The sequence below is a fragment of the Pseudomonas campi genome (genome assembly GCF_013200955.2).
GTDB lineage: Bacteria > Pseudomonadota > Gammaproteobacteria > Pseudomonadales > Pseudomonadaceae > Aquipseudomonas > Aquipseudomonas campi.
In genome coordinates this window covers 2,590,313-2,613,658 of the sequence record NZ_CP053697.2, presented here as the reverse complement: position 1 = coordinate 2,613,658, position 23,346 = coordinate 2,590,313, and the positions used below count along the sequence as shown (strand labels likewise).

Here is a 23,346-nt window from a genome sequence, read left to right as displayed (position 1 = left end):
ACCGTTGCGGGCAGGAAGGCCGGATTAAAAGGGGGCCTATTATCGGAAAGGGCACGGGCACTAACAAGCCGGCAAAAGCCGGCTGATTAGCAGCTTATAAGGCTAGTCGAGGGCATGCGGCGCTGCGCCGCAGCCCGTTAACTGGTTCTTACTTGACCCGTTGCCCCGGCTTGGCGCCGCTGTCCGGGCTGAGCAGGTAGATCTCTTCACCACCAGGGCCGGCGGCCAGGACCATGCCTTCGGAGACGCCGAACTTCATCTTGCGCGCGGCAAGGTTGGCCACGTACAGGGTCAGGCGGCCTTCCAGCTTGCTCGGGTCCGGGTAGGCGCTCTTGATGCCGCTGAACACGTTGCGCTTCTCGTCGCCGATATCCAGGGTCAGGCGCAGCAGCTTGTCGGCGCCCTCGACGAACTCGCACTTCTCGATCAGGGCGATGCGCAGGTCGACGGCGGCGAAGGCGTCGAAGGCGATCTCGGCGGCCAGCGGGTCTTTCGCCAGTTCACCGTTGCCGGAGGGTGCGGCCGGGGCTTCGGTAGAGGCGAGGTCTTCCTTGGAGGCGGCGGTCATGGCTTCGATCTTCGCCGGCTCGATGCGGGTCAGCAGCGGGTTGAATGGGTTGAGCTGGTGGTTGGCCAGCGGTGTGCCCAGATCGCTCCAGCTCAGCGGGGCGACGTTGAGGAAGGCCTCGGCGTCGGCGGCCAGCTTCGGCAGTACCGGCTTGAGCAGGATCACCAACTGGCGGAACAGGTTGACGCCCAGGGCGCAGATTTCCTGTACTTCGGCCTGCTTGCCTTCGACCTTGTTCAGCGCCCACGGCGCCTTGTCGGCGATCCAGGCGTTGGCGCGGTCGGCCAGGGCCATGATCTCGCGCATGGCGCGGGAGAAATCGCGGGCTTCATAGGCATCGCTGATGCTCGGCGCGGCGGCCTGGAAGGCAGCCCACAGCTCCGGCTCGGGGTTGGCGTCGACCAGCACGCCATTGTTGCCCTTGTGGATAAAGCCGGCACAGCGGCTGGCGATGTTGACCACCTTGCCGACCAGGTCCGAGTTGACCTTCTGCACGAAGTCTTCGAGGTTCAGGTCAAGGTCGTCGACGCCGCGGCCCAGCTTGCTGGCGTAGTAGTAGCGCAGGTATTCCGGATTCAGGTGATCCAGGTAGGTGCGCGCCTTGATGAAGGTGCCGCGCGACTTGGACATCTTCTGCCCGTTCACCGTCAGGTAACCGTGCACGTTGACTGCGGTCGGCTTGCGGTAGCCGGCGCCTTCGAGCATGGCCGGCCAGAACAGGGCGTGGAAGTTGACGATGTCCTTGCCGATGAAGTGATACAGCTCGGCCGTCGAGTCCTTGTTCCAGAACGCGTCGAAGTCCAGCTCCGGGCGTTTGCTGCAGAGGTTCTTGAAGCTGGCCATGTAGCCGATCGGCGCGTCCAGCCAGACGTAGAAGTACTTGCCCGGCTCGTCGGGGATCTCGAAGCCGAAGTAGGGCGCATCACGGCTGATGTCCCACTCCTGCAGGCCGCCATCCAGCCATTCGGCGATCTTGTTGGCGACGGCGTCCTGCAGTGTGCCGCTGCGGGTCCAGGTCTTCAGCATGGCCTCGAAGTCGGGCAGCTTGAAGAAGAAGTGCTTGGAGTCGCGCAGCACCGGCACGGCGCCAGAGATGGCCGAGCGCGGGTTCTTCAGCTCGGTGGGCTCGTAGGTGGCGCCACATTTCTCGCAGTTGTCGCCGTACTGGTCCTCGGCCGCGCATTTCGGGCAGGTGCCCTTGATGAAGCGGTCGGCGAGGAACATGCCCTTCTCGGGGTCGAAGTACTGGGTCACCGAACGGGTGGCGATATGCCCGGCATCACGCAGCTTGAGGTAGATGCTGGTGGCCAGCTCGCGGTTTTCCTCGGCGTGGGTCGAGTGGAAGTTGTCGAAGTCGACCAGGAAATCGGCGAAGTCGGCGCTGTGCTCGGCCTGTACGTTGGCGATCAGCTGTTCCGGGGTGATGCCTTCCTTTTCCGCGCGCAGCATGATCGCCGAGCCGTGGGCGTCGTCGGCGCAGACATAGATGCACTGGTTGCCACGCAGCTTCTGGAAGCGCACCCACATGTCGGTCTGGATGTATTCGAGCATGTGGCCAAGGTGAATCGAGCCGTTGGCGTAGGGCAGGGCGCTGGTAACGAGAATCTTGCGGGCTTCGGACATGATGATCGGCTGCACTGGTGTTACGAGGGAGCCGGCAACTATATAGGCGCGGCGGTTTTTTTTTCACCCGTGGCAGGGCGGATGGCTGTCGTGGATCGCGCTGCACCGATCCACCGAGCGGGGCCTTGGTGGATGAAAAAGGCGTCATCCACCCTACGGTCGGGGCGAGGGTTTTCATCCGTGGCGGGGTGGATGTCTGATGTAGGGTGGATCACGCTTCACCGATCCGCCGAGCTGGGTCCTGGTGGATGAAAAGGGCGTCATCCACCCTACGGATCAAGCGCCTGCGGTAAGATGCCCGCCTGTTTTGCTCAGCCTTTCGGAGTTGCCCCATGAGCGCCGTTACCCGCCAAGCGGTCGAAGCGACCCTGCGCCAGTTCACCGACCCCAACCTCAATCAGGACCCCGTGTCCGCCGGCTGCCTGCGTGAAGTCGATATCGACGGCGGCAAGGTCCGCGTACGCCTGCAGCTGGGTTACGCCGCCGGGCTGTTCAAGAGCGGCTGGGCGCAGATGCTGCAGATGGCCCTGGAAGGGGTCGAAGGCATCGACAGCGCCAAGGTCGAGGTCGACTGCGTGATCGAGGCGCACAAGGCCCAGGCCCAGGTGCCGGCGCTGGCCAACGTGAAGAACATCATCGCCGTGGCTTCCGGCAAGGGCGGCGTCGGCAAGTCGACCACCGCGGCTAACCTGGCCCTGGCCCTGGCCCGCGAAGGCGCGCGGGTGGGCATTCTTGATGCGGATATCTACGGCCCGAGCCAGGGCATCATGTTCGGCATCGCCGAAGGCACCCGGCCGAAAGTGCGTGACGAGAAGTTCTTCGTGCCGCTGGAGGCGCACGGCGTGCAGGTCATGTCGATGGCCTTCCTCACCGACGAGAACACCCCGGTGGTCTGGCGCGGGCCGATGGTCTCCGGCGCGCTGCTGCAACTGATCACCCAAACCGCCTGGGACAACCTCGACTATCTGGTCGTCGATATGCCGCCGGGTACCGGCGACATCCAGCTGACCCTGGCGCAGAAGGTGCCGGTGGCTGGCGCGGTGATCGTCACCACCCCGCAGGACCTGGCCCTGCTCGATGCGCGCAAGGGCGTGGAGATGTTCCGCAAGGTCAATATCCCGGTGCTCGGCGTGGTGGAGAACATGGCGGTGCACATCTGCTCCAACTGCGGCCATGCCGAGCACCTGTTCGGCGAAGGTGGCGGCGAGAAACTGGCCAGCCAGTACGGCGTCGACCTGCTGGCCTCCTTGCCGCTGTCGATGGCCATCCGCATGCAGTCGGATGGCGGCAAGCCGACCACCATCGCCGACCCGGAAAGCCAGATCGCCATGATCTACCAGGAAATGGCCCGTTGCGTGGGTGCGCGCATCGCCCAGAGCGGCTTGGGCGCCAGTGCCATGCCGAATATCGAAATCAGCGACGATTAATGCCGCTCTTGTAGGAGCCAGCTTGCTGGCGATCCGTTTGCTTGCTGGGCGTTGATCGCCAGCAAGCTGGCTCCTACAGACGAGGGGCCTTTGAAGCGCGCCTTGCCTCCCGGTAAGATGCGCGCTCAGTTTTTCACCACACCTTGAGTCAGGACGCCCGCCATGAGCATCAAATCGGACAAGTGGATTCGCCGCATGGCCCAGGAACACGGGATGATCGAGCCCTTCGTCGAGCGCCAGGTGCGCACCGAAGGCGCCGAGCGCCTGATTTCCTACGGGGTCTCCAGCTACGGCTACGACGTACGCTGCGCCGACGAATTCAAGGTCTTCACCAACATCCACTCGGCCACCGTCGACCCGAAGAACTTCGATGAGAAGAGCTTTGTCGATATCAAAGGCCCGGTGTGCATCATCCCGCCGAACTCCTTCGCCCTGGCCCGCACCGTCGAGTACTTCCGCATCCCGCGCGACGTGCTGACCATCTGCCTGGGCAAGAGCACCTACGCGCGCTGCGGCATCATCGTCAACGTCACCCCGCTGGAACCCGAGTGGGAAGGCCATGTGACCCTGGAATTCTCCAACACCACCACCTTGCCGGCGAAGATCTACGCCAACGAGGGCGTGGCGCAGATGCTGTTCCTGCAGTCCGACGAAGAGTGCGAAGTGTCCTATGCCGACCGTGGCGGCAAGTACCAGGGCCAGACCGGCGTGACGCTGCCGAGAACCTGATCGGTTCCAGAATGAAAAGCCGGGTCATGCCCGGCTTTTTTGTGTCTGCTTAAACACTACAGTCAAAGGAGATGGCGATGAACATGCTGAAACTGGTGGCGATTCTGCTGCTATTGGGTGGTTCCGGGTGGGTACATGCCGAACTGCAGGTGCATGTCGGCAAGGCCGTGTTCGGTCTGTCGCCCAGCGCCCCCAAGGCCGCTTTCATCGAACGGCTGGGGCCGCCTACGGCCGAACTGCCGCTGCGTCAGGGGCGGCGTGGCCTGCTCTATGGCAACTCGCTGCTGCTGGCGTTCGAGGGTGAGAGGCTGCGCGAGGTGCGCTGCTGGAAGCTGGAACAGTTCACCGAGGATCTGTTCCTGGGCTGGTTACAGCAGGTCGAGCCGAAGGCCGACATGCAGGGCTTCGTGGTCGATGACCGACTGCGCCTGGGCATGCCGCGCGAGCAGGTGAGCGCCTTGCTTGTCGGGCTGGAAGGTGATGGCGACGAGCGTTCCGATGTGCGGATCAAGAACGGTCAGCAGCTCTGGCTGGGCTACGGCCCGGCGCCGGACTACCACCTGGGTGACGACCCCGGGCAGCAGGTGCTGGTGTCCATCAGCCTGGGCTTCGCTGCCGACTGAGGCGCCCGGCCTCAAGCCTGCTCAGGGTCTCTGGATTTCTCGGTGTAGTGCTTGATCACGTCATGCAGGGCTGCGGTGAGCACTGCGGTGGACACGCCGAACATCAGGATGCCGTTGGCTGCCTCCAGCGCGCTCAGCAGTTGCCGGGGCTTGGACAGCACCACGTCGCCGTAACCCAGGGTGGAAAAGGTCACGCCGGAAAAATACAGGGCCCGGGAAAAACTCTCGAACTCGCCGAGCATGACGAACAACTGGGCCCAGATGGCCATCTGCAGAAAGTTGCCGAACAGCATCAGCAGCATCACCAGGCCCAGGATCAGAATGGTGCTGCTCGGCGAGGGGTCGTGCAGATTGCGGCGGAACTCGACATAGCGGCGCAGGCTGAGGGCGACCATCACAGCCTGCAACAGCAGGCACAGCAGGGTCACCGGCAGGCCGATCAACAGATTCATGAGCATGGGATTTCCTCGCTTGAGTCTTTGCTGCGCAGGTCAATCAGGTAGACCGCGGCGCAGGCGTACAGGGTGACCAGGATGAACAGGCCCATGCGGATGGCGAAGGCCGTGTAGACGTCCTTGCCGGCGGCGCTGTCCTGTACCGACTGGCCGAGCAGGATGATCAGGGTGGCACAGGTGTTGAGCCAGAAACCCGGACTTAGCCGGTTGGCCACCAGCTGGTAGAGCCGCCGCGCCAGCAGCAGGACGAACAGCAGCATCAGCAGAAAGAACATCCACAGGTGCGGCAGGATGCTCAGCAGCATCCAGATGGCGATCGCCAGTGCGCCGCCGAGCAGGGTCGAACCGAGCAGCTCGCGGCCGGCGTCGCGGGCGTTGGTGCTGCAGACCTGCTGGCCGAGGTTGACCGATTTCATTACCAGCGGCATATAGCTGGCGGGGTCGATCAGGGCCAGTAGCCAGGCCGGCATTACCACCAGCATGGCGCGCAGGGCAATCCAGGTGGAGCGTGCGTTGGCCATGGGCGCGGGCTTGGCGGCTGCGGCCTGGCCGGGCGGTTCGGCAAACAGTACGTGGCTGAAGGCCACGCACAGGGTGGTCAGCAGCACCGCCTTGACCAGCGCCTCGACCACCGTCTGGCCTAGGGCCAGGGAAGTCGTGCCGGCGGCGGAGATCATGGTCAGGCCGACCACCTGCAGGGTCGAGAGCAGGCCGTTGCCGCCGCGCAGGCTGAAGCGAAAGATCAGGAACAGGCCGAGCGCCACCAGCAGCACGCCGCTGACCGGCGAGTGGCGCAGTAGCGGGCTGAGTAGCAGGCCACTGCCGCAGGTCAGGGCGACCACCAGGGCCAGGCTCAGGCCGGCCTTGGCGCTCAACGGCTGGTTGCTCGATGCCAGCAGCACCAGGACCAGCATCGGCGTGAGGAAGGGCAACGGCAGCGCCAGGCCGAAACCCAGTGCCGTGCCCAGGGCTACGCCGAAGGCCAGGCGCAGGGCGCGCTGGGGACGGGGATCGGCCACGGGCATGTCCATCAGTAGGCGAACGACAACCAGCTCATCACGCGCAGAAAGGCGCGGCCGAGCAGGTTCAGCGGGTTGCCCTCGGTGGGGAAGGCCATCACCTCGGCCTGACCGCCGACACGCAGGCCGCGGTAGTCGCCCAGCTCGTTGGCCTCGAGCTCAACTATCACCGGGAAGCGTTGTGCCGCACGCAGCCAGTCGCGGCTGTTCTCTACGGTCGGCAGGGTGCCGGGAGGCGGTGCCTGGCCGACGCTGATGCCATAGCCGATGCTGCGTATGCGTCCGCGGTAGACATGTCCGGGGCGGGCGTCGAGGACGATGGATACCGGTGTGCCCGGCTGCAGGTGGCCGAGGTTGTTTTCGCTCATCTCGGCGCTGATCCACAGGTCGTTGAGGGCGATCAGGGTCATCTGCGGGCTGCCAGCCCCAGCGTACTGGCCCACTTCGATGCGCAGATCGGTGATCAGCCCGGTGGAGGCGGCCTTTACCCGAGTCTTGCTCAGGTCCAGTTCGGCCTGCTCTACCGCCGCAGTGGCGCTAAGCAGGCGGGCGTTGTCCTCACCGCTGCCGCCTTCGGTTTCGCGAGCCCGCTGCACTTCGGCCTGGGCCGCGGCCACCTGGCTGCTGGCCTTGGCCAGATTGGCTCGGGAAATTTCCAGGCGGCGCAGGGAAATGGTGCCGGGGTCATCGCGATACAGCCGTTCGAGGCGCTCGCGGTCCTGCCTGGACTCGAGTTCGCCGGCCTCGGCGACGCGCAGCGAGGCCAGGGCGGAGTCGATGCCGGCGGTGCTGGCGCCGACCTGGCCGCGCATGTTCTGCAGCTCGGCACGGGCCTTGGCCACGGCGATCTCGTAAGGCTCGGGGTTGATCTCGAACAGCACCTGGCCGGCCTTGACCATCTGGTTGTTTTCGACCAGCACCCGACTCACGCGGCCGGCCACCTCCGGCGCCACCGGCACCACATAGGCCTGCACCCGCGCCTGCTGGGTGTAAGGGGTGAAGCGGTCGGCCAGCAGGTACCAGATCAGGGTCAGGCCGATCACCGCCAGGGTGATCTGCACGCCGCGACGGCTGGGGTCCTGGCTCTTGGCCGGGGCCGGTGGACGGTGCTCGGGTTTGTCGGTCATGGCGTATCTGCCTGGGCGGCTGGTGCCGGGGTATTCACGGGTTTGTCGAGGTTGCCGGGCATGGCGTTTTCGACTGGGCGGGCGGGTTGCTCGTCGAGCAGGTCGCCCCAGTCGGTTCGTTGACTCATCTGTGCGTGGGTAGCCGGGTCGAGCAGCGGCTGGCTGCTGTACCAGCCACCTCCGAGGGCGCGATAGAGGTTGATCAGGTTGCTCAGCGCGGCGCTGCGTGCCAGCAGGTAGCCGTCCTGCTGGGCGAACAGGGCGCGCTGGGCGTCCAGTACGCGCTGGAAGTCGGAATAGCCTTCGCGGTATTGGGCGTTGGCCAGGGTCAGCGAGCGCTTGGCCGAGAATGAGGCCTCGCGCAGGATGCGTTCGCGCTCCAGGGCCTTGCTCAGGCCGGTGGCGGCATCGTCGGCCTCGCGCGCCGCCTGGCGCACGCGGTCTTGATAGGCTTCGATCAGTTGCTGCAGGCGGGCGTCCTGTACGCGCACGTTGTTGCGCAGGCGGCCATGGTCGAACAGGTTCCAGGTCAGGCTGGGGCCACCGCCGAGGCTGACCGTCTGCGGGCTGCCGTCCAGGCTGCTGGCGGACCAGCCGATGCTGCCAAGCAGGCTGATCGAGGGGTAGAGGTCGGCTTCGGCCACGCCGATCAGCGCGGACTGGGCGGCCACCAGCAATTCGGCAGCGCGTACATCCGGGCGGCGCAGCAGCAGGTTGGCGGGTACGTCATCGAGCAGGGCCTGATCGACCAGCGGCACCAGGGCGGTCTCGGCGCTCAGCTCGGGTAGGCTGCCCGGCGGCTGGCCAACCAGAACGGCCAGGGCATTGCGGGTCTGGGCGACCTGGGTCTCCAGCTCGGGGATGCTGCTCAAGGTTGCCAGGTACTGGGTCTTGGCCTGTTGCAGGTCGAGTTCGTCGCTGTTGCCGCTGTTGAACAGGCGCTCGGTGATGTCCAGGCTGCGCTTCTGCAGCTTGGCATTGTCGCGGGCGATGCCCAGGCGGGCTTCGGCGGTGCGCAAGGCGTAGTAAGTCTGTGCCACCTGGGCGCGCAGCAGCACCAGGACATCCTCGTAATTGGCCTGGGCGGCGAAGTAGTTGGCGTCGGCCGACTCGATGGCGCGGCTGTAGCGGCCCCAGAAGTCCAGCTCCCAGCCGGCCGCGAAACCGGTGCTGTACTGCCAGGCGTTGCTGTCCAGCTCAGGGGCGCCGTCGTACTGGTTGCGGTCGAGGTAGAGGCTGTCGGCGCTGCCCTGCTGCACCTGCGGGTAGCGCCCGCTGCTGGCAATACCGAGCTGGGCGCGGGCCTCGAGGATGCGCAGGGCGGCGATACGCAGGCTGGAGTTGTTCGTATCGGCGGCACTGATCAGGCGATCGAGCAACGGGTCTTCGAACTGCGCCCACCATTGCCGTCGATCCGGCTGTGGTTGCTGCTGGCTGGCTGCGTCGAGTGCCTGGCTGTCCCAGTGGTCGATCCAGTCCTGGCGCGGCGACTGGAAGTCCGGACCCAGACGTACGCAGCCACCCAGGGTGGCTGCGGCCAACAAGGTCCAGGCGCGCAGATGCTTATTTGCCATCCTGCGGTCCGGCCGCTTCGATGGCAGGGGTCTCGACCCATTGCCAGAACAGCTTGTAGCCCACGGCCAGCAACACCGGGCCGATAAACAAACCGATGATGCCGCCGCTGACCATGCCACCGAGCGCGCCGATCAGCACCACTGGCATGGGTACATCCACGCCACGTCCCAACAGCATCGGTTTGAGCACGTTGTCGGCGAGGCCGGCGACGAAGGTGTAGATGGCGAAGATGATGGTGAGCAGGCTGACGCCTTCACTGAAGAACACGAAGGCGATCACCGGCAGGGTGATCAGGGTGGCCGGCAACTGCATGATCCCCAGCAGCAAGACGGCCAGAGCCAGCAGGCCGGCGCCGGGAACGCCCATCAGGACGAAGGCGACGGCGATCAACATCATCTGGATGAAGGCGATGCCGATCACCCCCTGGGCCACGGCGCGGATGGTGGCGGTGCACAGATCGACCAGCATGTCGCTGCGGCTGGGGTCGACGATGCGCGAGGAGATGCGCTGCGCACTGCGGTGGCCGCTTTCGCCATAGGCCATGATGATGCCGGCGATGACCAGCGAACCGATGAACGCCAGCAGGCCGAGACCGGCTCCGGCCAACTTGCCTAGCAGCCCCAGCGCGGTGTCTTTGACATGCGGGGCGATCTGCTGCAGCACGCTGCTCATGTCAGCAGCCGCTTGGGCCCAGACGGCATGCAGGGGCTTGCCGATCAGTGGCCACTGGGCCACGGTGTCGGGTGGCGCCGGAATGTGCAGGTTACCCTCCTTGACCACGGCGATGGCGCTCTGTACGGACTCGGTCAGCGAGGCACCGAGCAGGTAGGCCGGTACCAGCAGAATGGCGATGGCGATCAGCACCAGCAGGGTCGCAGAACGGCCCTCACCGCCGCCGAGCCGGCGTTTGAGCATGCCATGCAGCGGATAGAGGGTGACGGCGAGGATCAGCGCCCAGACCATCAGGCTGAGGAAGGGGCTGAAGACTTGGTAGCAGGCGACCACCAGGGCGGCAATCAGGCCCGCGCGAATCAGGGTGTCGAGCAGGGTGCGGGTGAGCAGTTGATCTGGCGTGGCATTGGTCGACATGAGGCTTTCCTTCCTTAAGTAGCCGGGCTCGCGGGGCCGAGACTCTGGAAGCGTAGTCTGCCGCGGGCATTCCAGCCCGCGGCGTCGACAAACTTAAGGCACCAGGGGCAGCTCGCGCTTGTGCCGGGTGTTGTCGTAGGTGCGCACGATGGTGGCGTAGGCGTGCTCGCTGACTGCCTGGCCATGCAGGAATGCGTCGATCTCGGCGTAGCTGACGCCATGCGCTTCCTCGTCCGGCTTGCCGGGGCGCAGTTCTTCGAGGTCGGCAGTGGGCACCTTGAACACCAGGTTTTCCGGGGCGCCGAGGTGTTTGGCGATGGCCCGCACCTGACCCTTGACCAGGCCGGACAGCGGGGCAAGGTCGCAGGCGCCGTCGCCGAATTTGGTGAAAAAGCCCATCACCGCTTCGGCAGCGTGGTCGGTGCCGATCACCAGGCCGTTGTTGGCGTTGGCGATGGCGAACTGGGCGACCATGCGAATACGCGCCTTGATATTGCCGGTGACGAAGTCACGGCGGGCGTCGGCCAGCTGCTGCAGGTGGCTGACCTGCTCGCCGAGACCGCGCACGCTGTCCTCGATGTTGACGGTGTCTTCCTCGTCGGCGCGGATGAATTGCAGCGAATCCTGGGCGTCTTGTTCGTCGTGCTGAGTGCCGTGGGGCAGGCGCACGGCGATAAAGCGATAGGCCGTATCGCCCGTTTCGGTACGCAGCTCCTCGACCGTCAGTTGCGCCAGGCGGCCGGCGGTCAGCGAGTCGACCCCGCCGCTGATGCCCAGCACCAGCACTTTCAGGCCGGAGTTGCGCAGGCACTGTTTGATGAAGGCCTTGCGCTTGTCGATCTGCGCCACCAGCGCGGCGGTATCGGCGAAAGGTGGCACCACATCGAGGGCGGCGGCGATTTCGGCTTGGCGATTGCTCATTTCAAAGTCCTCACTGGGCGTCGCGGACGCGAAAAACAGGATTCGGCAGGCTGGCCGTCGTAGTGGCGCGGCAGCGTTCAGGTTGCGCAGAGGGCGAAGCTTACGTCGATCCGCGTAAAAAGTGCACGGCAGAGCTGTAGCTGGCCTCTTGAAGCGTCGGTTTTGGTTAGCAATCAAGGGCATTTGCCGCATCACTGTGCGTGCTCTTGGCCGATGGCTCGGCTAATCTGCTGGAAACCATCGCTCAAGGTTGCCAGGAAGGCGGGTATTCACCTTGCATCCCCGGCATTGCCGGGTACTGGACTGTCGTATGACCAATCTTTCCAACCTGGCTCTGGGCATTGCCCTGAGCTGCTTTTTCAGCAGTGTTGCCAGTGCTGCTGGCGTTGTCGCCGAGCTGGTGGATGGCCAGGGCCAGCCGCTGGCCAATGCCGTGCTCACGCTGCGCGGCGCGCCGGGTGCGGCGCCGGGCGAGGGCATCATGGATCAGCGCGACAAGCAGTTTGCCCCCAGCGTGTTGGCCGTGCGCAGTGGCACCTCGGTGAAGTTCCCCAATAGCGACAACATCCGCCACCAGGTCTATTCCTTTTCGCCGGCCAAGCGTTTCGAGTTGCGCCTGTACCAGGGCACGCCCAGCGAGCCGGTGCTGTTCGACAAGCCGGGAGTGGTGGTGCTCGGCTGCAACATCCATGACTGGATGCTCGGCTACGTGTATGTCACCGACGATCCCTGGTTCGCCGTCAGTGACGAGCAGGGGCGGCTGAAGATCGACGGTCTGCCGCCCGGCAGCTACCAGGCCACCCTGTGGCATCCGCAGAGCCCGAACATGCTGCCGGTTGCTGCGGGTGAGCTGAAGGTTGTCGAGCCAAGCCTGCATCAGCGTTTTACCCTGCAGCTCTCCGCTCCCGTGCAGGCAGTGCCTGCGGCGCCGGCGCCGAGTTCCTTTGGTGATGCATTCAAGAAGGCCACGCGTGAAGTTCAGCCATAGCTTCCAGGCGCGCATCGCCAGCGTCCTGATCCTGCTGTTGCTGGTGGTGATCGGCGCCCTGTATTTCTCGGTCAAGGCCGCCACCGGCGTGGCCGTGCAGAACCAGTTGCGCGAGGAGCTGGGCGTCGGTGGCCGGGTGTTCGAGCAACTGCTTGAGGTGCGCGGCCGCCAGTTGCACGATGCGGTGCGCGTGCTGGCGGCGGATTTCGGCTTCAAGGATGCAGTGGCCAGTGGCGACGCCGACACCATCCGCTCGGCGCTGGCCAACCATGGCGCGCGCATCAATGCCGGGGTGGTGATGCTGCTCGGGCTGGATGGCAGCCTGCAGGTCAGCACTGCCGAGCAGATCGGCAGCGACTCGGTGAGTCGCCTGGCCGGGCAGATGCAGGACCCGGCCGGCAGCGGCCCGCAGGTCTTCCTGCTGCCCATCGATGGTGAAGTATTCCTGCTGGTCGAGGCCATGGTCAGTGCGCCATTGCCGATTGCCCGGGTGGTGATGGGTTTTCATGTCGACGAGGCCTTCGCCAACGAATTGCGCGAGCTGACCCACCTGGAGCTGACCCTGGTGTCGATCGAACAGGGCAAGCCGGCGGGCTGGGTCAGCACCTTGCCGGCCGCCCTGCACGGCGGTCTGCGCGCGGAAATCATGCAGCAGAACCTCGACAGCGGCAGCCGTTTGCTGGAGCAGGGTGGTCAGCGCTATCTCGGCGAGTGGCGGACCCTGGCCAGCGGCTCGAACTACAAGGTCCTGGCGCTGCTGCACAAGTCGCTGGACCAGGCCGAGGCGGCCTTTGCGCCACTCGATCGGGACATCCTGCTGATCGCCCTGGCGGCCCTGTTCGCCTCGCTGCTGGGCGCTCTGCTGCTGGCGCGCAACCTGTCGCAGCCGGTACGCCAGCTGGCTCTGGTGGCCGAGCGCATCGGCCAGGGCGACTACCAGACGCCCATCACCCTGCAGCGCAGTGATGAGCTAGGCAGCCTGGCGCAGACCTTCAAAAGCATGCAGGAGGGGATTGCCGAGCGTGAGCGGCAACTGGCGCACAACGCCCTGCACGATGCCCTGACCGGGCTGCCCAACCGCACCCTGGCCATCGAGCGCCTGGGCAGCGCGATTACCGCGGGGCGACCGACCGCCTTGCTCTACCTGAGCGTGAGCAACTTCCGCAGCATTCTGGAAAGCAGCGGTGCGGACGGCATCGATCTGGCCTTGCAGCAGCTTGCTCGGCGCCTGCAGGCGACCCTGCGTCCTGGCGACAGCCTGGCGCGCCTGGTGGCGGATGAAATGCTGCTGTTGTTGGAGCACTGCGACAGCGACAGTGCCATCGCCGCCGCCGACAAGTTGCAGCAGCTGCTGGTCAAGCCCATGCACATTGGCAACCTGGTCATCAGCCTGGATTGCTGCATCGGCATCGCCGTCTACCCGGTCGATGGCGCGACCCCGGATGAGCTGCTGCGCCGCGCCGCCATTGCCATGCAGGATGCCGCGCACCTGCCGGGCCACCTGCAGGTTTACCAGCAGGGCCGCGATGATGCCCATCAACGGCAGATCAGCCTGATCCGCGACCTGCGCCATGCGGCGGGCAATGCGGAATTGCTGCTGTATTACCAGCCCAAACTGGATATCCGCGCCGGCCGGGTGCACGAGGCCGAGGCCCTGCTGCGCTGGAACCATCCGCAGTTCGGCATGGTTTCACCGGGCGAATTCATCCCCCTGGCCGAGCGCACCGGCAGCATCCAGATTCTCACCGCCTGGGTGATCGAAGAAGTGGTGCGCCAGCTGCATGAATGGAACAGCCGTGGCCTGCATATGCAGGTGTCGCTGAACATCTCCGCCGAGGATCTGATCAGCCAGGAACTGGCCGAGCGCGTAGCGGCGCTGCTGGCCCGCCAGGCGGTGGCGGCCGAGCAACTGGTGTTCGAGATCACCGAGAGCGCGGTGATGCAGGACCCGGAGCGGGCCTTGGAGGTGCTGCACAGCCTGCGCAACTGCGGCATTCACCTGTCGGTGGATGACTTCGGTACCGGCTATTCCTCGCTGGCCCAGCTCAAGCGCATGCCGGTGCAGGAGCTGAAGATCGACCAGTCGTTCATCCGCGAGCTGGATGAGCAGAGTGATGACGCGGTGATCGTCCGTTCGACCATCGACATGAGCCACAGCCTCGGCCTCAAGGTGGTGGCCGAGGGAGTCGAATTCCAGCACAACCTCGATCTGCTGCGCCTGTGGAACTGCGACACCGCCCAGGGCTATCTGATCAGCCGGCCGTTGCCGGCCCAGGCGTTCGAGCAGTGGATGCAGCAGTGGCAACCATCGGTTCTGGCCGGAGCACATTGACCATGGGCAAGACCCTCGCGCTGATCTTCCTCGGGCTGCTCTGCCCTGGCCTGGTGCTGGCCGAGCAGGGGCGCCTGTTGGCCACCGGCGGTGCGAGTAGCATCGAAGGCGCTGCCGGTGGCGGTATCACGCCCTGGGCGGTACTGTCCGGCTATGGCGAGCAGGGCGAGTGGGGCGCCAGCGCCTTTGCCACCCGCGTCGAGACTGGCGACTACCGCCTGGATGTGGCGGGTATGGCGGCGTCCTATGGCAACCGCGTGGAGCTGTCCTACGCGCGCCAGCGTTTCGACCTCGGCACCCTGGCCCGTGACCTCAGCCTGCCGGACAACAGCCTCAGTCAGGACATTCTCGGCCTCAAGGTGCGCCTGTTCGGCGACCTGATCTACGACCAGCTGCCGCAGGTGTCCCTGGGCATCCAGCACAAGCGGCAGAAGGACTTTCTGGTGCCGAGCCTGATCGGCGCCCAGCGTGACGAAGACACCGAAGGCTACATCGCTGCCAGCCGCCTGCTGCTCGGTGGCGCGTTCGGCTACAACCTGCTGCTCAACGGCAACCTGCGCTACAGCCGGGCCAACGAGCTGGGCCTGCTGGGCTTCGGTGGCGATCGCCGCGACGAGCATTCTGTACTCAAGGAAGGCTCCGTGGCCGTGCTGTTCAACCCGCGCTGGGCTCTGGGGGTGGAGTACCGCGAGAAGCCGGACAACCTATCCTTCGCCGGGGAAAACGACTGGTCCGATGTGTTCATCGGTTATTTCCCCAACAAACACCTGGCCGTGGTGCTGGCTTATGCGCGGCTGGGTGAAATCGCCGGGCTGGATCACCAGGACGGCGCCTACCTGTCCATCCAGGGGAGCTTCTGAGCATGCGCGTTCTTCTCGCTGTGCTGTGCCTGACCCTGGCTGCCTGCACCAGCCAGCCGCCCAGGGATGACAGCCTCTATCGCAGCCTCGGCGAGCAAGCCGGGATCACCCGTATCGTCGAAGGCATGCTGCTCAACTCGGCGCGCAACCCGCGCATAGCCCACTACTTCCGCGAGATCGACATCGAGCGCCTGCGCGACAAACTGGTCGAACAGGTCTGCGTCGAGGCCGGCGGCCCCTGCGAATACACCGGTGACAGCATGGAAGAGAGCCACAAGGGGCTGAATATCGACCGGGGCGACTTCAATGCCCTGGTCGAAGACCTGATCGACGCGATGGACGCCGAAGGCATCCCGGTCGCCGCGCAAAACCGCCTACTGGCACGTTTGGCACCGCTGCGTGGGCAGATCATCGAGCGTTAGCGCCACTCTCGCGCTAGCCGCTAGCGATTCGGCTGCGGCAGGCCATGGCGCCACGCCTGGTCGCCAACTCCTTCACATCCAGGCATTGCGCGGGCGCGATGGGAAGCGGCTTGGCGTATTCTGCGCGGCTGCGATCGGCATGCTGCCGGTTGCCTGAGCAAAACCTATGAATTCAGGGAGTGAAAAATGAAGTACAAAAGCCTGCTGGTAGGTCTTTTCAGTGCTGCCATCCTGGCCGGTTGTGGCGAGAGTGAGCAGAGTCTCTCGGAGAAAGCCGGCAAAGCGGTGGGTGAGGGTGTCACCGGTTTTCTCTCCGGTGTGGGCAGTGGTATCGACCAGAGCATGGTGGTCGAGACCGAGCTTGGCGCAGGCGCGAGCAAAGCCGGTCTGGTCAAAACCACTGCCAAGTCCAACGGTATGGCCGACGCGCAAAAGAGCTTCAGCGTCTATCTGGTGGCCAACGAGCCATTTAAAGGCACTCTGCTGGCCAAGGCGTATGACAAGGATGGCCAGGAAATCGGGCGCGCCAAGAGCGAGGTCGACCTGCAGAAGGACGACGCCGACTACATCATCTTCGCCTTCAGCGAGCGCATGGATAGCCAGCTGGTACACAAGTACCTGGTAGACACCGTGCAGTAAGCCTTGCTGTATCTCCACGCGCCGGCATCTTTGCCGGCGCGCTGGTTTCAAACGGCTGTATGGATAAAGTTCCCCGCCTCGGAGTTTTTCGCAAAAACTCCAGAGTTTTCTGCAAGAAGCTGTCACCCCCCTGTCACTAGAGTCCTGCATCCCAGCAAACCGCTGGCGCAACCCGGTTGTGCGCGGCGTGTTGGCTCTCCCGGCCGGGTTGCACTCTGTTTTCGCCGGCGCGAGCTAAAGTTGAGTAGAGACGTAGGTTGATTGGCTCTCATCCGGATGACCGAGAGCAGCATGGCAGCGCGGATGGCGCCACCCCATTCATGACCCGTTCCTGCAGCAGGAGCGGGTTCTAAGAGCCTGTTCAAAGTCTCGCGAGCTAGAGCCAGGCAAGGCGAAATCGGGCGAAGAAGCGGAGTTTACGAGCTGTAAATGAGCATTCTGAGCCCGATTTCAACGCAGCATGGCCGACGCGCAGCAGACATTGAACAGGTTCTAAGCGGCCCGCCACAAGCGGGCGTATTTGCCAACCAGGCTGCGGATCATCCACCGCAGCGCCATAACAACAAACGAGAGGGCATCCTCCCATGACCGCTAGCACCCCCATGCTGATTACCTTCGTGGTGTACATCGCCTCGATGGTACTGATCGGCCTCGTCGCCTACCTGCGTACCAAGAACCTCTCCGACTACATCCTCGGTGGCCGCAGCATCGGCAGCTTCGTCACTGCCCTGTCCGCTGGCGCCTCCGACATGAGCGGCTGGCTGCTGATGGGCTTGCCGGGTGCGGTGTACATGTCCGGCCTGTCCGAAGGCTGGATCGCCATCGGCCTGATCGTCGGTGCCTACCTGAACTGGCTGCTGGTCGCCGGCCGTCTGCGCGTGCAGACCGAGCACAACGGCAACGCCCTGACCCTGCCGGACTACTTCACCAACCGCTTTGAAGACAACAGCCGCATCCTGCGCATCTTCTCTGCCCTGGTGATCCTGGTGTTCTTCACCATCTACTGCGCCTCGGGCGTGGTGGCCGGTGCCCGTCTGTTTGAAAGCACCTTCGGCATGAGCTACGAAACCGCCCTGTGGGCCGGTGCTGCAGCGACCATCGCCTACACCTTCATCGGTGGCTTCCTCGCGGTGAGCTGGACGGACACCGTACAGGCCACCCTGATGATCTTCGCCCTGATCCTGACGCCGGTCATCGTCATGCTGGCCACCGGCGGCGCCGATGCCACCTTCGCGGCGATCGAACTGAAAGACGCCACCAACTTCGACATGCTCAAGGGCGCGACCTTCGTCGGCGTGATCTCGCTGATGGCCTGGGGTCTGGGCTATTTTGGCCAGCCGCACATCCTGGCGCGCTTCATGGCGGCCGACTCGGTCAAATCCATCCCGGCTGCCCGTCGCATCTCCATGACCTGGATGATCCTCTGCCTCGGTGGTGCCGTAGCGGTAGGCTTCTTCGGTATCGCCTACTTCTCCGCTAACCCGGACCTGGCTGGCCCGGTTACCGAAAACCCGGAGCGTGTGTTCATCGAGCTGTCCAAGCTGCTGTTCAACCCGTGGATTGCCGGCATCCTGCTGTCCGCCATCCTCGCCGCCGTGATGTCCACCCTGAGCTGCCAACTGCTGGTGTGCTCCAGCGCCCTGACCGAAGACTTCTACAAGGCCTTCCTGCGTAAAGGCGCCAGCCAGAGCGAACTGGTCTGGGTCGGCCGCGGCATGGTGTTGCTGGTCGCGGTGGTCGCCATTCTGCTGGCGTCCAACCCGGAAAACCGTGTGCTGGGCCTGGTGTCCTACGCCTGGGCCGGCTTCGGTGCCGCCTTCGGTCCGGTGGTGATCCTCTCCGTGATGTGGAAAGGCATGACCCGCAACGGCGCCCTGGCCGGCATGATCGTCGGTGCCGTGACCGTGGTGGTGTGGAAGAACTTGATCGGTCTGGGCGTGTACGAAATCATCCCGGGCTTCATCCTCGCCACCCTGGCCATTCTGGTCTTCAGCCGCATCGGCAACGGCCCTTCGAAAACCATGCAACAGCGTTTCGACGTGGCCGAGAAGGAATACCAGGACGCCCAAGCCTGACCCCCAGGCGCGGCTGGCCGGTCGTCCAGTCGCGTCTTCGCTTCGCCTCAGGTCCAGTACCTGACGGCGGGGCACCACGCACGACCCGATAGTGCTTTGCGGCCCACGTCTCCCGGCGTTGGGCCGTTTTTTTGCCTGCGATAAAGTCTCCCGCTTCCCGTAAGCGGCTTCAGCCCTGATGCCTTCGGGCAGCTCCGATCCTCCCATCCCAGCAAAGTCGTTCCCGGAGCAGGGTGGCCTAAGTCTCGGCAATCTGCCTTGTCGCGCCTGCCTCCGATTGGGGCGTGACCTGTTTTGGGGCTTGGATTAACGCGCCGACATGGTGCGTGACTGTTTGGTCTGATATTCAACTCATTGAAATAAAACAATAAATTCCTATGGCACGGCCCTTGCGATGCTTGTTACGACCAGGTGGCAAGGAGTACGGCATGGTCCGCACCTTTTTTGATGAAATGTATGAAGCGAGCACCATCGTTCGCCCGCACTACCGGGAGTTTGCTCGCTGGTTGGCCGCTACGCCGGAAGAACTGCTGGCCCAGCGCCGCCGTGAAGCCGACCTGTTGTTCCACCGCGCCGGTATCACTTTCACCCTCTACGGGGACGAGCAGGGCACCGAGCGCCTGATCCCCTTCGACATCATCCCGCGCAGCATCCCCGCCAGCGAATGGCGCATCGTCGAGGCCGGCTGCATCCAGCGCGTGCAGGCGCTGAACATGTTCCTCGCCGACCTCTACCACGACCAGCGCATCATCAAGGCCGGCATCATCCCCGCCGAGCAGGTGCTGGCCAACGAGGGCTACCAGCTGGCCATGCAGGGCCTCGACCTGCATCGAGACATCTACGCGCATATCGCCGGGGTCGACCTGGTGCGCGATGGCGACGGCACCTACTACGTACTGGAAGACAACCTGCGCACCCCCAGCGGCGTCAGCTACATGCTCGAAGACCGCAAGATGATGATGCGCCTGTTCCCCGAGCTGTTCGCCATGCAGCGCGTGGCGCCGATCGACCACTACCCGAGCCTGCTGCTGGAAACCCTGAAAAGCTCCAGTCCGCTGGACAACCCCAATGTGGTGGTACTGACCCCGGGCCGCTTCAACAGCGCCTATTTCGAGCACGCCTTCCTTGCTCGCGAGATGGGCGTGGAGCTGGTGGAAGGCGCCGACCTGTTCGTGCGTGACGACAAGGTGTTCATGCGCACCACCGCCGGCCCACAGCCGGTGGATGTGATCTACCGCCGCCTGGACGACGCCTTCCTCGACCCGCTGGCCTTCAACCCGGATTCCATGCTCGGCGTGCCGGGGCTGCTCTCGTCCTATCGCAGCGGCAACGTGGTGCTGGCCAACGCCGTGGGCACCGGGGTGGCGGACGACAAGTCGATCTACCCCTATGTCACCGACATGATCCGCTTCTACCTGGACGAAGAACCGATCCTGAAGAATGTGCCGACCTGGCAGTGCCGCAAGCCCGAGGACCTGTCCCACGTGCTGGCCCACCTGCCCGAGCTGGTGGTCAAGGAAACCCAGGGCTCCGGCGGCTACGGCATGCTGGTCGGCCCGGCCGCGAGCAAGGCCGAGATCGAGGCGTTTCGCGCCCGTCTCAAGGCCAACCCGGCGGCCTACATCGCCCAGCCCACGCTGTGCCTGTCGACCTGCCCGACCTTCGTCGAAAGCGGCATCGCGCCGCGCCATATCGATCTGCGCCCGTTCGTCCTGTCCGGCCGCGAAACCCGCCTGGTGCCCGGCGGCCTGACCCGCGTGGCACTGCGCGATGGCTCGCTGGTGGTCAACTCGTCGCAAGGCGGCGGAACCAAGGACACCTGGGTGGTCGAGGATTAAGGAAAACGCATCATGTTGAGTAGAACTGCCTCCGATCTGTACTGGATGTCGCGCTACCTGGAGCGCGCCGAGAACCTCGCGCGCATGCTCGACGTCAGCTATTCGCTGTCGCTGATGCCGCAGGACGGCCGTGGCGATGGCCTCGACGAACTGGCCATGCCACTGCTGATCACCGGCACCCTGGACGACTACCTGGAACAACACGGCGAAATGCACGCCGAGCGCATGCTGCATTTCTTCGCCCTCGACGCGGACAACCCGGCGAGCATCTACTGCTGCCTGCAGGCCGCGCGCACCAACGCCCACGCCGTGCGCGGGCGCATCACCGCCGACATGTGGGAAAACATCAACGCCACCTGGCTGGAAATGCGCGGCATCGCCGCCCAGGGCCTGGGGCGCTACGGCATCAGCCGCTTCTGTGAGTGGGTCAAGGAACGCTCGCACCTGTTCCGTGGCGCCACCTTCGGCACCATCATGCGCGGCGAGGCATACCGCTTCATCCGCCTGGGCACCTTCCTCGAACGCGCCGACAACACCCTGCGCCTGCTCGATGCTCGCTACGAGATGCTCGGCGAGGAAGCCGATGCGGTCAGCGACACCTCGGCACGCGGCTACTACCAGTGGAGCGCGCTGCTGCGTGCACTGTCTTCCTACGAGGCCTTCACCGAGATCTACCGTGGTTCGCCACGCACCCGCAAGATCGCCGAACTGCTGCTGCTGCGCCCGGACGTACCGCGCTCACTGCGCTCCTGTATCGAAGAACTCAACCTGATGCTCTCCGGCCTGCCCGGCGAGAACGGTCGCCCGGCCCAGCGCATGGCCGCCGAAATCGACGCCCGCCTGCGCTACACCAGCATCGACGAGGTCCTCGACGAGGGCCTGCATGTCTGGCTCACCGATTTCATCCTGCTCGTCCGGCAGTTGGGCAGCTCCATCCACACGTCCTATCTGGAGGTCGTATGAGACTCTCGATCCGTCACGACACTACCTACAACTACGAGGATCAGGTGCGTTCCAGCATCCAGTACCTGCGCCTGACCCCGCAGGAGAGCGTGCGCCAGCATGTGCTCAGCTGGCAGCTCGACCTGCCACGCGCGGTGCGTGCCCAGCGCGACCCGCACGGCAACATCCTGCATGTGCTGACCCTCGATGAACCCCACGAAGCACTGGTGATCGGTGCCCGCGGCCAAGTCGAGATCGACGAACACTGCGAATCCGAAGGTGACACCCATTCGGCCCTGCCGTACCTGCGCTTCACCAGCCTGACCCAGCCGGATGACGCCCTGTACGACTTCGCCCAGGCCAGCAGTGGTGGTCGCCGCGATCGCGACAGCCTGATCAGCCTGATGCATGGCCTGCACGAGCAGATGCCCTATACCCCCGGCGCCACCAAGGTCGAAAGCACCGCCGCCGAGGCTTTCGCCGGCCGCGCCGGGGTCTGCCAGGACCACACCCACGCGTTCCTCGCCTGCGCGCGCAGCCTGGGGGTGCCGGCGCGATACGTGTCGGGTTACCTGTTCACCGAAGACAGTGGCCACCTGGCCAGCCACGCCTGGGCCGAAGCCTGGCTGGATGACGGCTGGTACAGCTTCGACGTGACCAACCAGTTGGCCCGCCCGGAGCGCCACCTCAAGCTGGCCGTCGGCCTGGACTACCTCGACGCCTGCCCGGTACGCGGCATGCGCCGTGGCGGTGGCGGCGAACAGATGCATGCGCGGGTCAAGGTCTCGCCGTTGCTGCAGGTGCAGCAGCAATAGGGGGTGCACTGCTCCTGGCTCTTATGGGGGCGCCGGCCGCGCTGACTGCCGCGTAAGGCGCTTTATTCCGAGTTCCAGTTGCGTGTGGCTGCTCCTTAGCCGTAACCCCAAAGCGTCGGGATATTCACCGAAGGGAGGTGCAGCGGCTCTATGTACTCGCAAGGGCGGAAGTCTTCATGCTGGGTATCGCGACTGAAAGAACCCAGGTAAGGGTTGCCCTTGGCACTGGTGACCGCGCGCACTTTTGGCGCGAGGCTGTCGGCGGCGCGGCGGGTGACAATCGCGGTTTCGCTGTTGTTCAGGCGAATGAAGCAGCCAGGTGGGTAGGGCGTTAGTAGCTGGCGCAGCTCTTTGAGCAGTTTCGCTTCGGTGGTGCCCTCATGGCTTTCTTCTTCTAGCAGGTGCATGGCTTGCGCGGGGCTGAAGCGATTGCGGTAGGCCCGTTTGGTGATCATGGCGGTATAGCGTTCTGCCAGTGACAGAATGAGTGCCTCGATACGGATCTGCCCTTCCTGAAGGCCCAGTGGATAACCCTCGCCCGAGCCGCGTTCATGGTGCTGCTCGATAATCTGTAGCCATACCGGGCTACTAACGCCGGCCGCGCTAACGGCCTGGGCACTGAGCGTCGGGTGCTTGTTGACGATACTGCGTTGCGCCGGGCTGAGATCGCCACACATGCCGTTGAGTTTGTCCTGATGGCGCAGCAAGGCAATATTGGCCGTCAGGGCGGCTCCCATCAGTGCCACGATTTGCGAGGCTTCCAACTGCAGATGGCGGGCGAGCAGGTTGCACAGGATGGCGTGGAACAGCGTCTGCTCGTGGGCGGTGGGCTCGACCGAATAGATATGCACCAGGGCCAGGCAGGCATCGGCATCGGCCTGGCAGATCTGGTCGATGCGCTTGCCGAGGGTCAGCACGCGCCGCTCCGCCTCGGGTTGCTGGTTGAGCAAGCGATCCAGGGTGGTTTCAAGGTGTTCGAGCAACTCCCCGTACTCGGCAAAGGGGTTGACCCGGTATGTCGCGTCCGCCACGGCATGGGCCAGCTGGGTACGCGTGCTCTTGGCCTGGAACAGGCCGCGTTCGAGCAGGCGCTCGAGCTGGCCGGGCGAGGAAATGACGAAACCCTGATTCAGCAGCAGGCCGCCTCTGGCGTCGTAGACGGGCCAGGGCAGGGGTTTTCCCAGCTGAATCTGCCCGGCAGTCAGGGCGATGTAGTTGACCTGCGGCTCGTCGGCTGGCGATCCGTTCATTTTTCCCGCCTAGTTATTGTTATGGGCGT

General features: G+C 64.6%; 20 protein-coding genes. 12 read left to right on the top strand and 8 right to left on the bottom strand.

Going from position 1 to position 23,346, the window contains the following annotated elements:
• Positions 1-148 precede the first annotated feature (148 nt).
• A complete protein-coding gene (gene metG, locus HNE05_RS12165; RefSeq protein ID WP_173207493.1) occupies positions 149-2,191 on the bottom strand; it encodes a methionine--tRNA ligase in 2,043 nt (680 codons plus the stop codon).
• 332 nt (positions 2,192-2,523) lie between these two features.
• Between metG and apbC the strand changes: the two genes are divergently transcribed.
• From apbC to HNE05_RS12150, 3 genes are all read left to right on the top strand, one after another.
• Entirely contained in the window at positions 2,524-3,618 is a 1,095-nt protein-coding gene (gene apbC, locus HNE05_RS12160; protein WP_173207490.1) for an iron-sulfur cluster carrier protein ApbC, read from the top strand.
• 162 nt (positions 3,619-3,780) lie between these two features.
• Complete coding sequence (gene dcd / locus HNE05_RS12155) at positions 3,781-4,347, top strand: dCTP deaminase (protein ID WP_173207487.1); 567 nt, start codon at positions 3,781-3,783, stop codon at positions 4,345-4,347.
• Between the two features lie 77 nt (positions 4,348-4,424).
• A complete protein-coding gene (locus HNE05_RS12150) occupies positions 4,425-4,970 on the top strand; it encodes a hypothetical protein (RefSeq protein ID WP_240008754.1) in 546 nt (181 codons plus the stop codon).
• Between the two features lie 11 nt (positions 4,971-4,981).
• On the opposite strand, the gene HNE05_RS12145 is transcribed toward HNE05_RS12150, so the two are convergent.
• The 6 genes from HNE05_RS12145 to nadE form a co-directional block, all read right to left on the bottom strand.
• The gene (locus tag HNE05_RS12145) at positions 4,982-5,428 is read right to left on the bottom strand and encodes a potassium channel family protein (protein WP_173207484.1); all 447 of its coding nucleotides are present in this window, start codon (positions 5,426-5,428) and stop codon (positions 4,982-4,984) included.
• Positions 5,419-6,444: a DUF2955 domain-containing protein gene (locus HNE05_RS12140; protein WP_420826962.1), complete on the bottom strand. Its 1,026-nt coding sequence runs from the start codon at positions 6,442-6,444 to the stop codon at positions 5,419-5,421. Before HNE05_RS12140 ends, HNE05_RS12145 begins: the two co-directional genes overlap by 10 nt.
• 11 nt (positions 6,445-6,455) lie before the next feature.
• Positions 6,456-7,571, bottom strand: a complete 1,116-nt coding sequence (locus HNE05_RS12135) for an HlyD family secretion protein (RefSeq protein WP_173207481.1) — start codon at positions 7,569-7,571, stop codon at positions 6,456-6,458.
• Positions 7,568-9,145, bottom strand: a complete 1,578-nt coding sequence (locus HNE05_RS12130; protein ID WP_173207478.1) for a TolC family protein — start codon at positions 9,143-9,145, stop codon at positions 7,568-7,570. The genes HNE05_RS12135 and HNE05_RS12130 overlap by 4 nt, the downstream gene beginning before the upstream one ends.
• Positions 9,135-10,235, bottom strand: a complete 1,101-nt coding sequence (locus HNE05_RS12125) for an AI-2E family transporter (RefSeq protein WP_173207475.1) — start codon at positions 10,233-10,235, stop codon at positions 9,135-9,137. Before HNE05_RS12125 ends, HNE05_RS12130 begins: the two co-directional genes overlap by 11 nt.
• A gap of 93 nt (positions 10,236-10,328) precedes the next feature.
• On the bottom strand, positions 10,329-11,156 hold the full coding sequence (gene nadE / locus HNE05_RS12120; RefSeq protein ID WP_173207472.1) for an ammonia-dependent NAD(+) synthetase: 828 nt from the start codon (positions 11,154-11,156) through the stop codon (positions 10,329-10,331).
• Positions 11,157-11,466: 310 nt separating this feature from the next.
• Between nadE and HNE05_RS12115 the strand changes: the two genes are divergently transcribed.
• From HNE05_RS12115 to HNE05_RS12075, 9 genes are all read left to right on the top strand, one after another.
• Positions 11,467-12,144 carry a methylamine utilization protein gene (locus tag HNE05_RS12115; protein ID WP_173207469.1) on the top strand — a complete coding sequence of 226 codons (678 nt, stop codon included), beginning with the start codon at positions 11,467-11,469 and terminating at the stop codon, positions 12,142-12,144.
• Positions 12,128-14,476: a putative bifunctional diguanylate cyclase/phosphodiesterase gene (locus HNE05_RS12110; protein ID WP_173207466.1), complete on the top strand. Its 2,349-nt coding sequence runs from the start codon at positions 12,128-12,130 to the stop codon at positions 14,474-14,476. Before HNE05_RS12115 ends, HNE05_RS12110 begins: the two co-directional genes overlap by 17 nt.
• Positions 14,477-14,478: 2 nt before the next feature.
• Positions 14,479-15,336, top strand: coding sequence for a DUF3034 family protein (locus HNE05_RS12105; RefSeq protein WP_173207463.1), 858 nt, complete (start codon positions 14,479-14,481; stop codon positions 15,334-15,336).
• 2 nt (positions 15,337-15,338) lie between these two features.
• On the top strand, positions 15,339-15,758 hold the full coding sequence (locus HNE05_RS12100; RefSeq protein WP_173207460.1) for a group I truncated hemoglobin: 420 nt from the start codon (positions 15,339-15,341) through the stop codon (positions 15,756-15,758).
• A 186-nt stretch (positions 15,759-15,944) separates the two neighbouring features.
• The gene (locus tag HNE05_RS12095) at positions 15,945-16,397 is read left to right on the top strand and encodes a hypothetical protein (protein ID WP_173207457.1); all 453 of its coding nucleotides are present in this window, start codon (positions 15,945-15,947) and stop codon (positions 16,395-16,397) included.
• A gap of 584 nt (positions 16,398-16,981) precedes the next feature.
• Entirely contained in the window at positions 16,982-18,472 is a 1,491-nt protein-coding gene (putP, locus tag HNE05_RS12090; RefSeq protein WP_173207454.1) for a sodium/proline symporter PutP, read from the top strand.
• A gap of 428 nt (positions 18,473-18,900) precedes the next feature.
• Entirely contained in the window at positions 18,901-20,310 is a 1,410-nt protein-coding gene (locus HNE05_RS12085; protein WP_173207450.1) for a circularly permuted type 2 ATP-grasp protein, read from the top strand.
• A 12-nt stretch (positions 20,311-20,322) separates the two neighbouring features.
• A complete protein-coding gene (locus HNE05_RS12080; RefSeq protein ID WP_173207447.1) occupies positions 20,323-21,273 on the top strand; it encodes an alpha-E domain-containing protein in 951 nt (316 codons plus the stop codon).
• Positions 21,270-22,067 (top strand): transglutaminase family protein, encoded by a 798-nt coding sequence (locus HNE05_RS12075; RefSeq protein ID WP_173207444.1) that lies wholly within the window; start codon positions 21,270-21,272, stop codon positions 22,065-22,067. Before HNE05_RS12080 ends, HNE05_RS12075 begins: the two co-directional genes overlap by 4 nt.
• Positions 22,068-22,162: 95 nt before the next feature.
• Here the strand turns inward: HNE05_RS12075 and HNE05_RS12070 are convergent, their stop codons facing one another.
• Entirely contained in the window at positions 22,163-23,317 is a 1,155-nt protein-coding gene (locus HNE05_RS12070) for an HD-GYP domain-containing protein (protein ID WP_173207441.1), read from the bottom strand.
• Positions 23,318-23,346 lie beyond the last annotated feature (29 nt).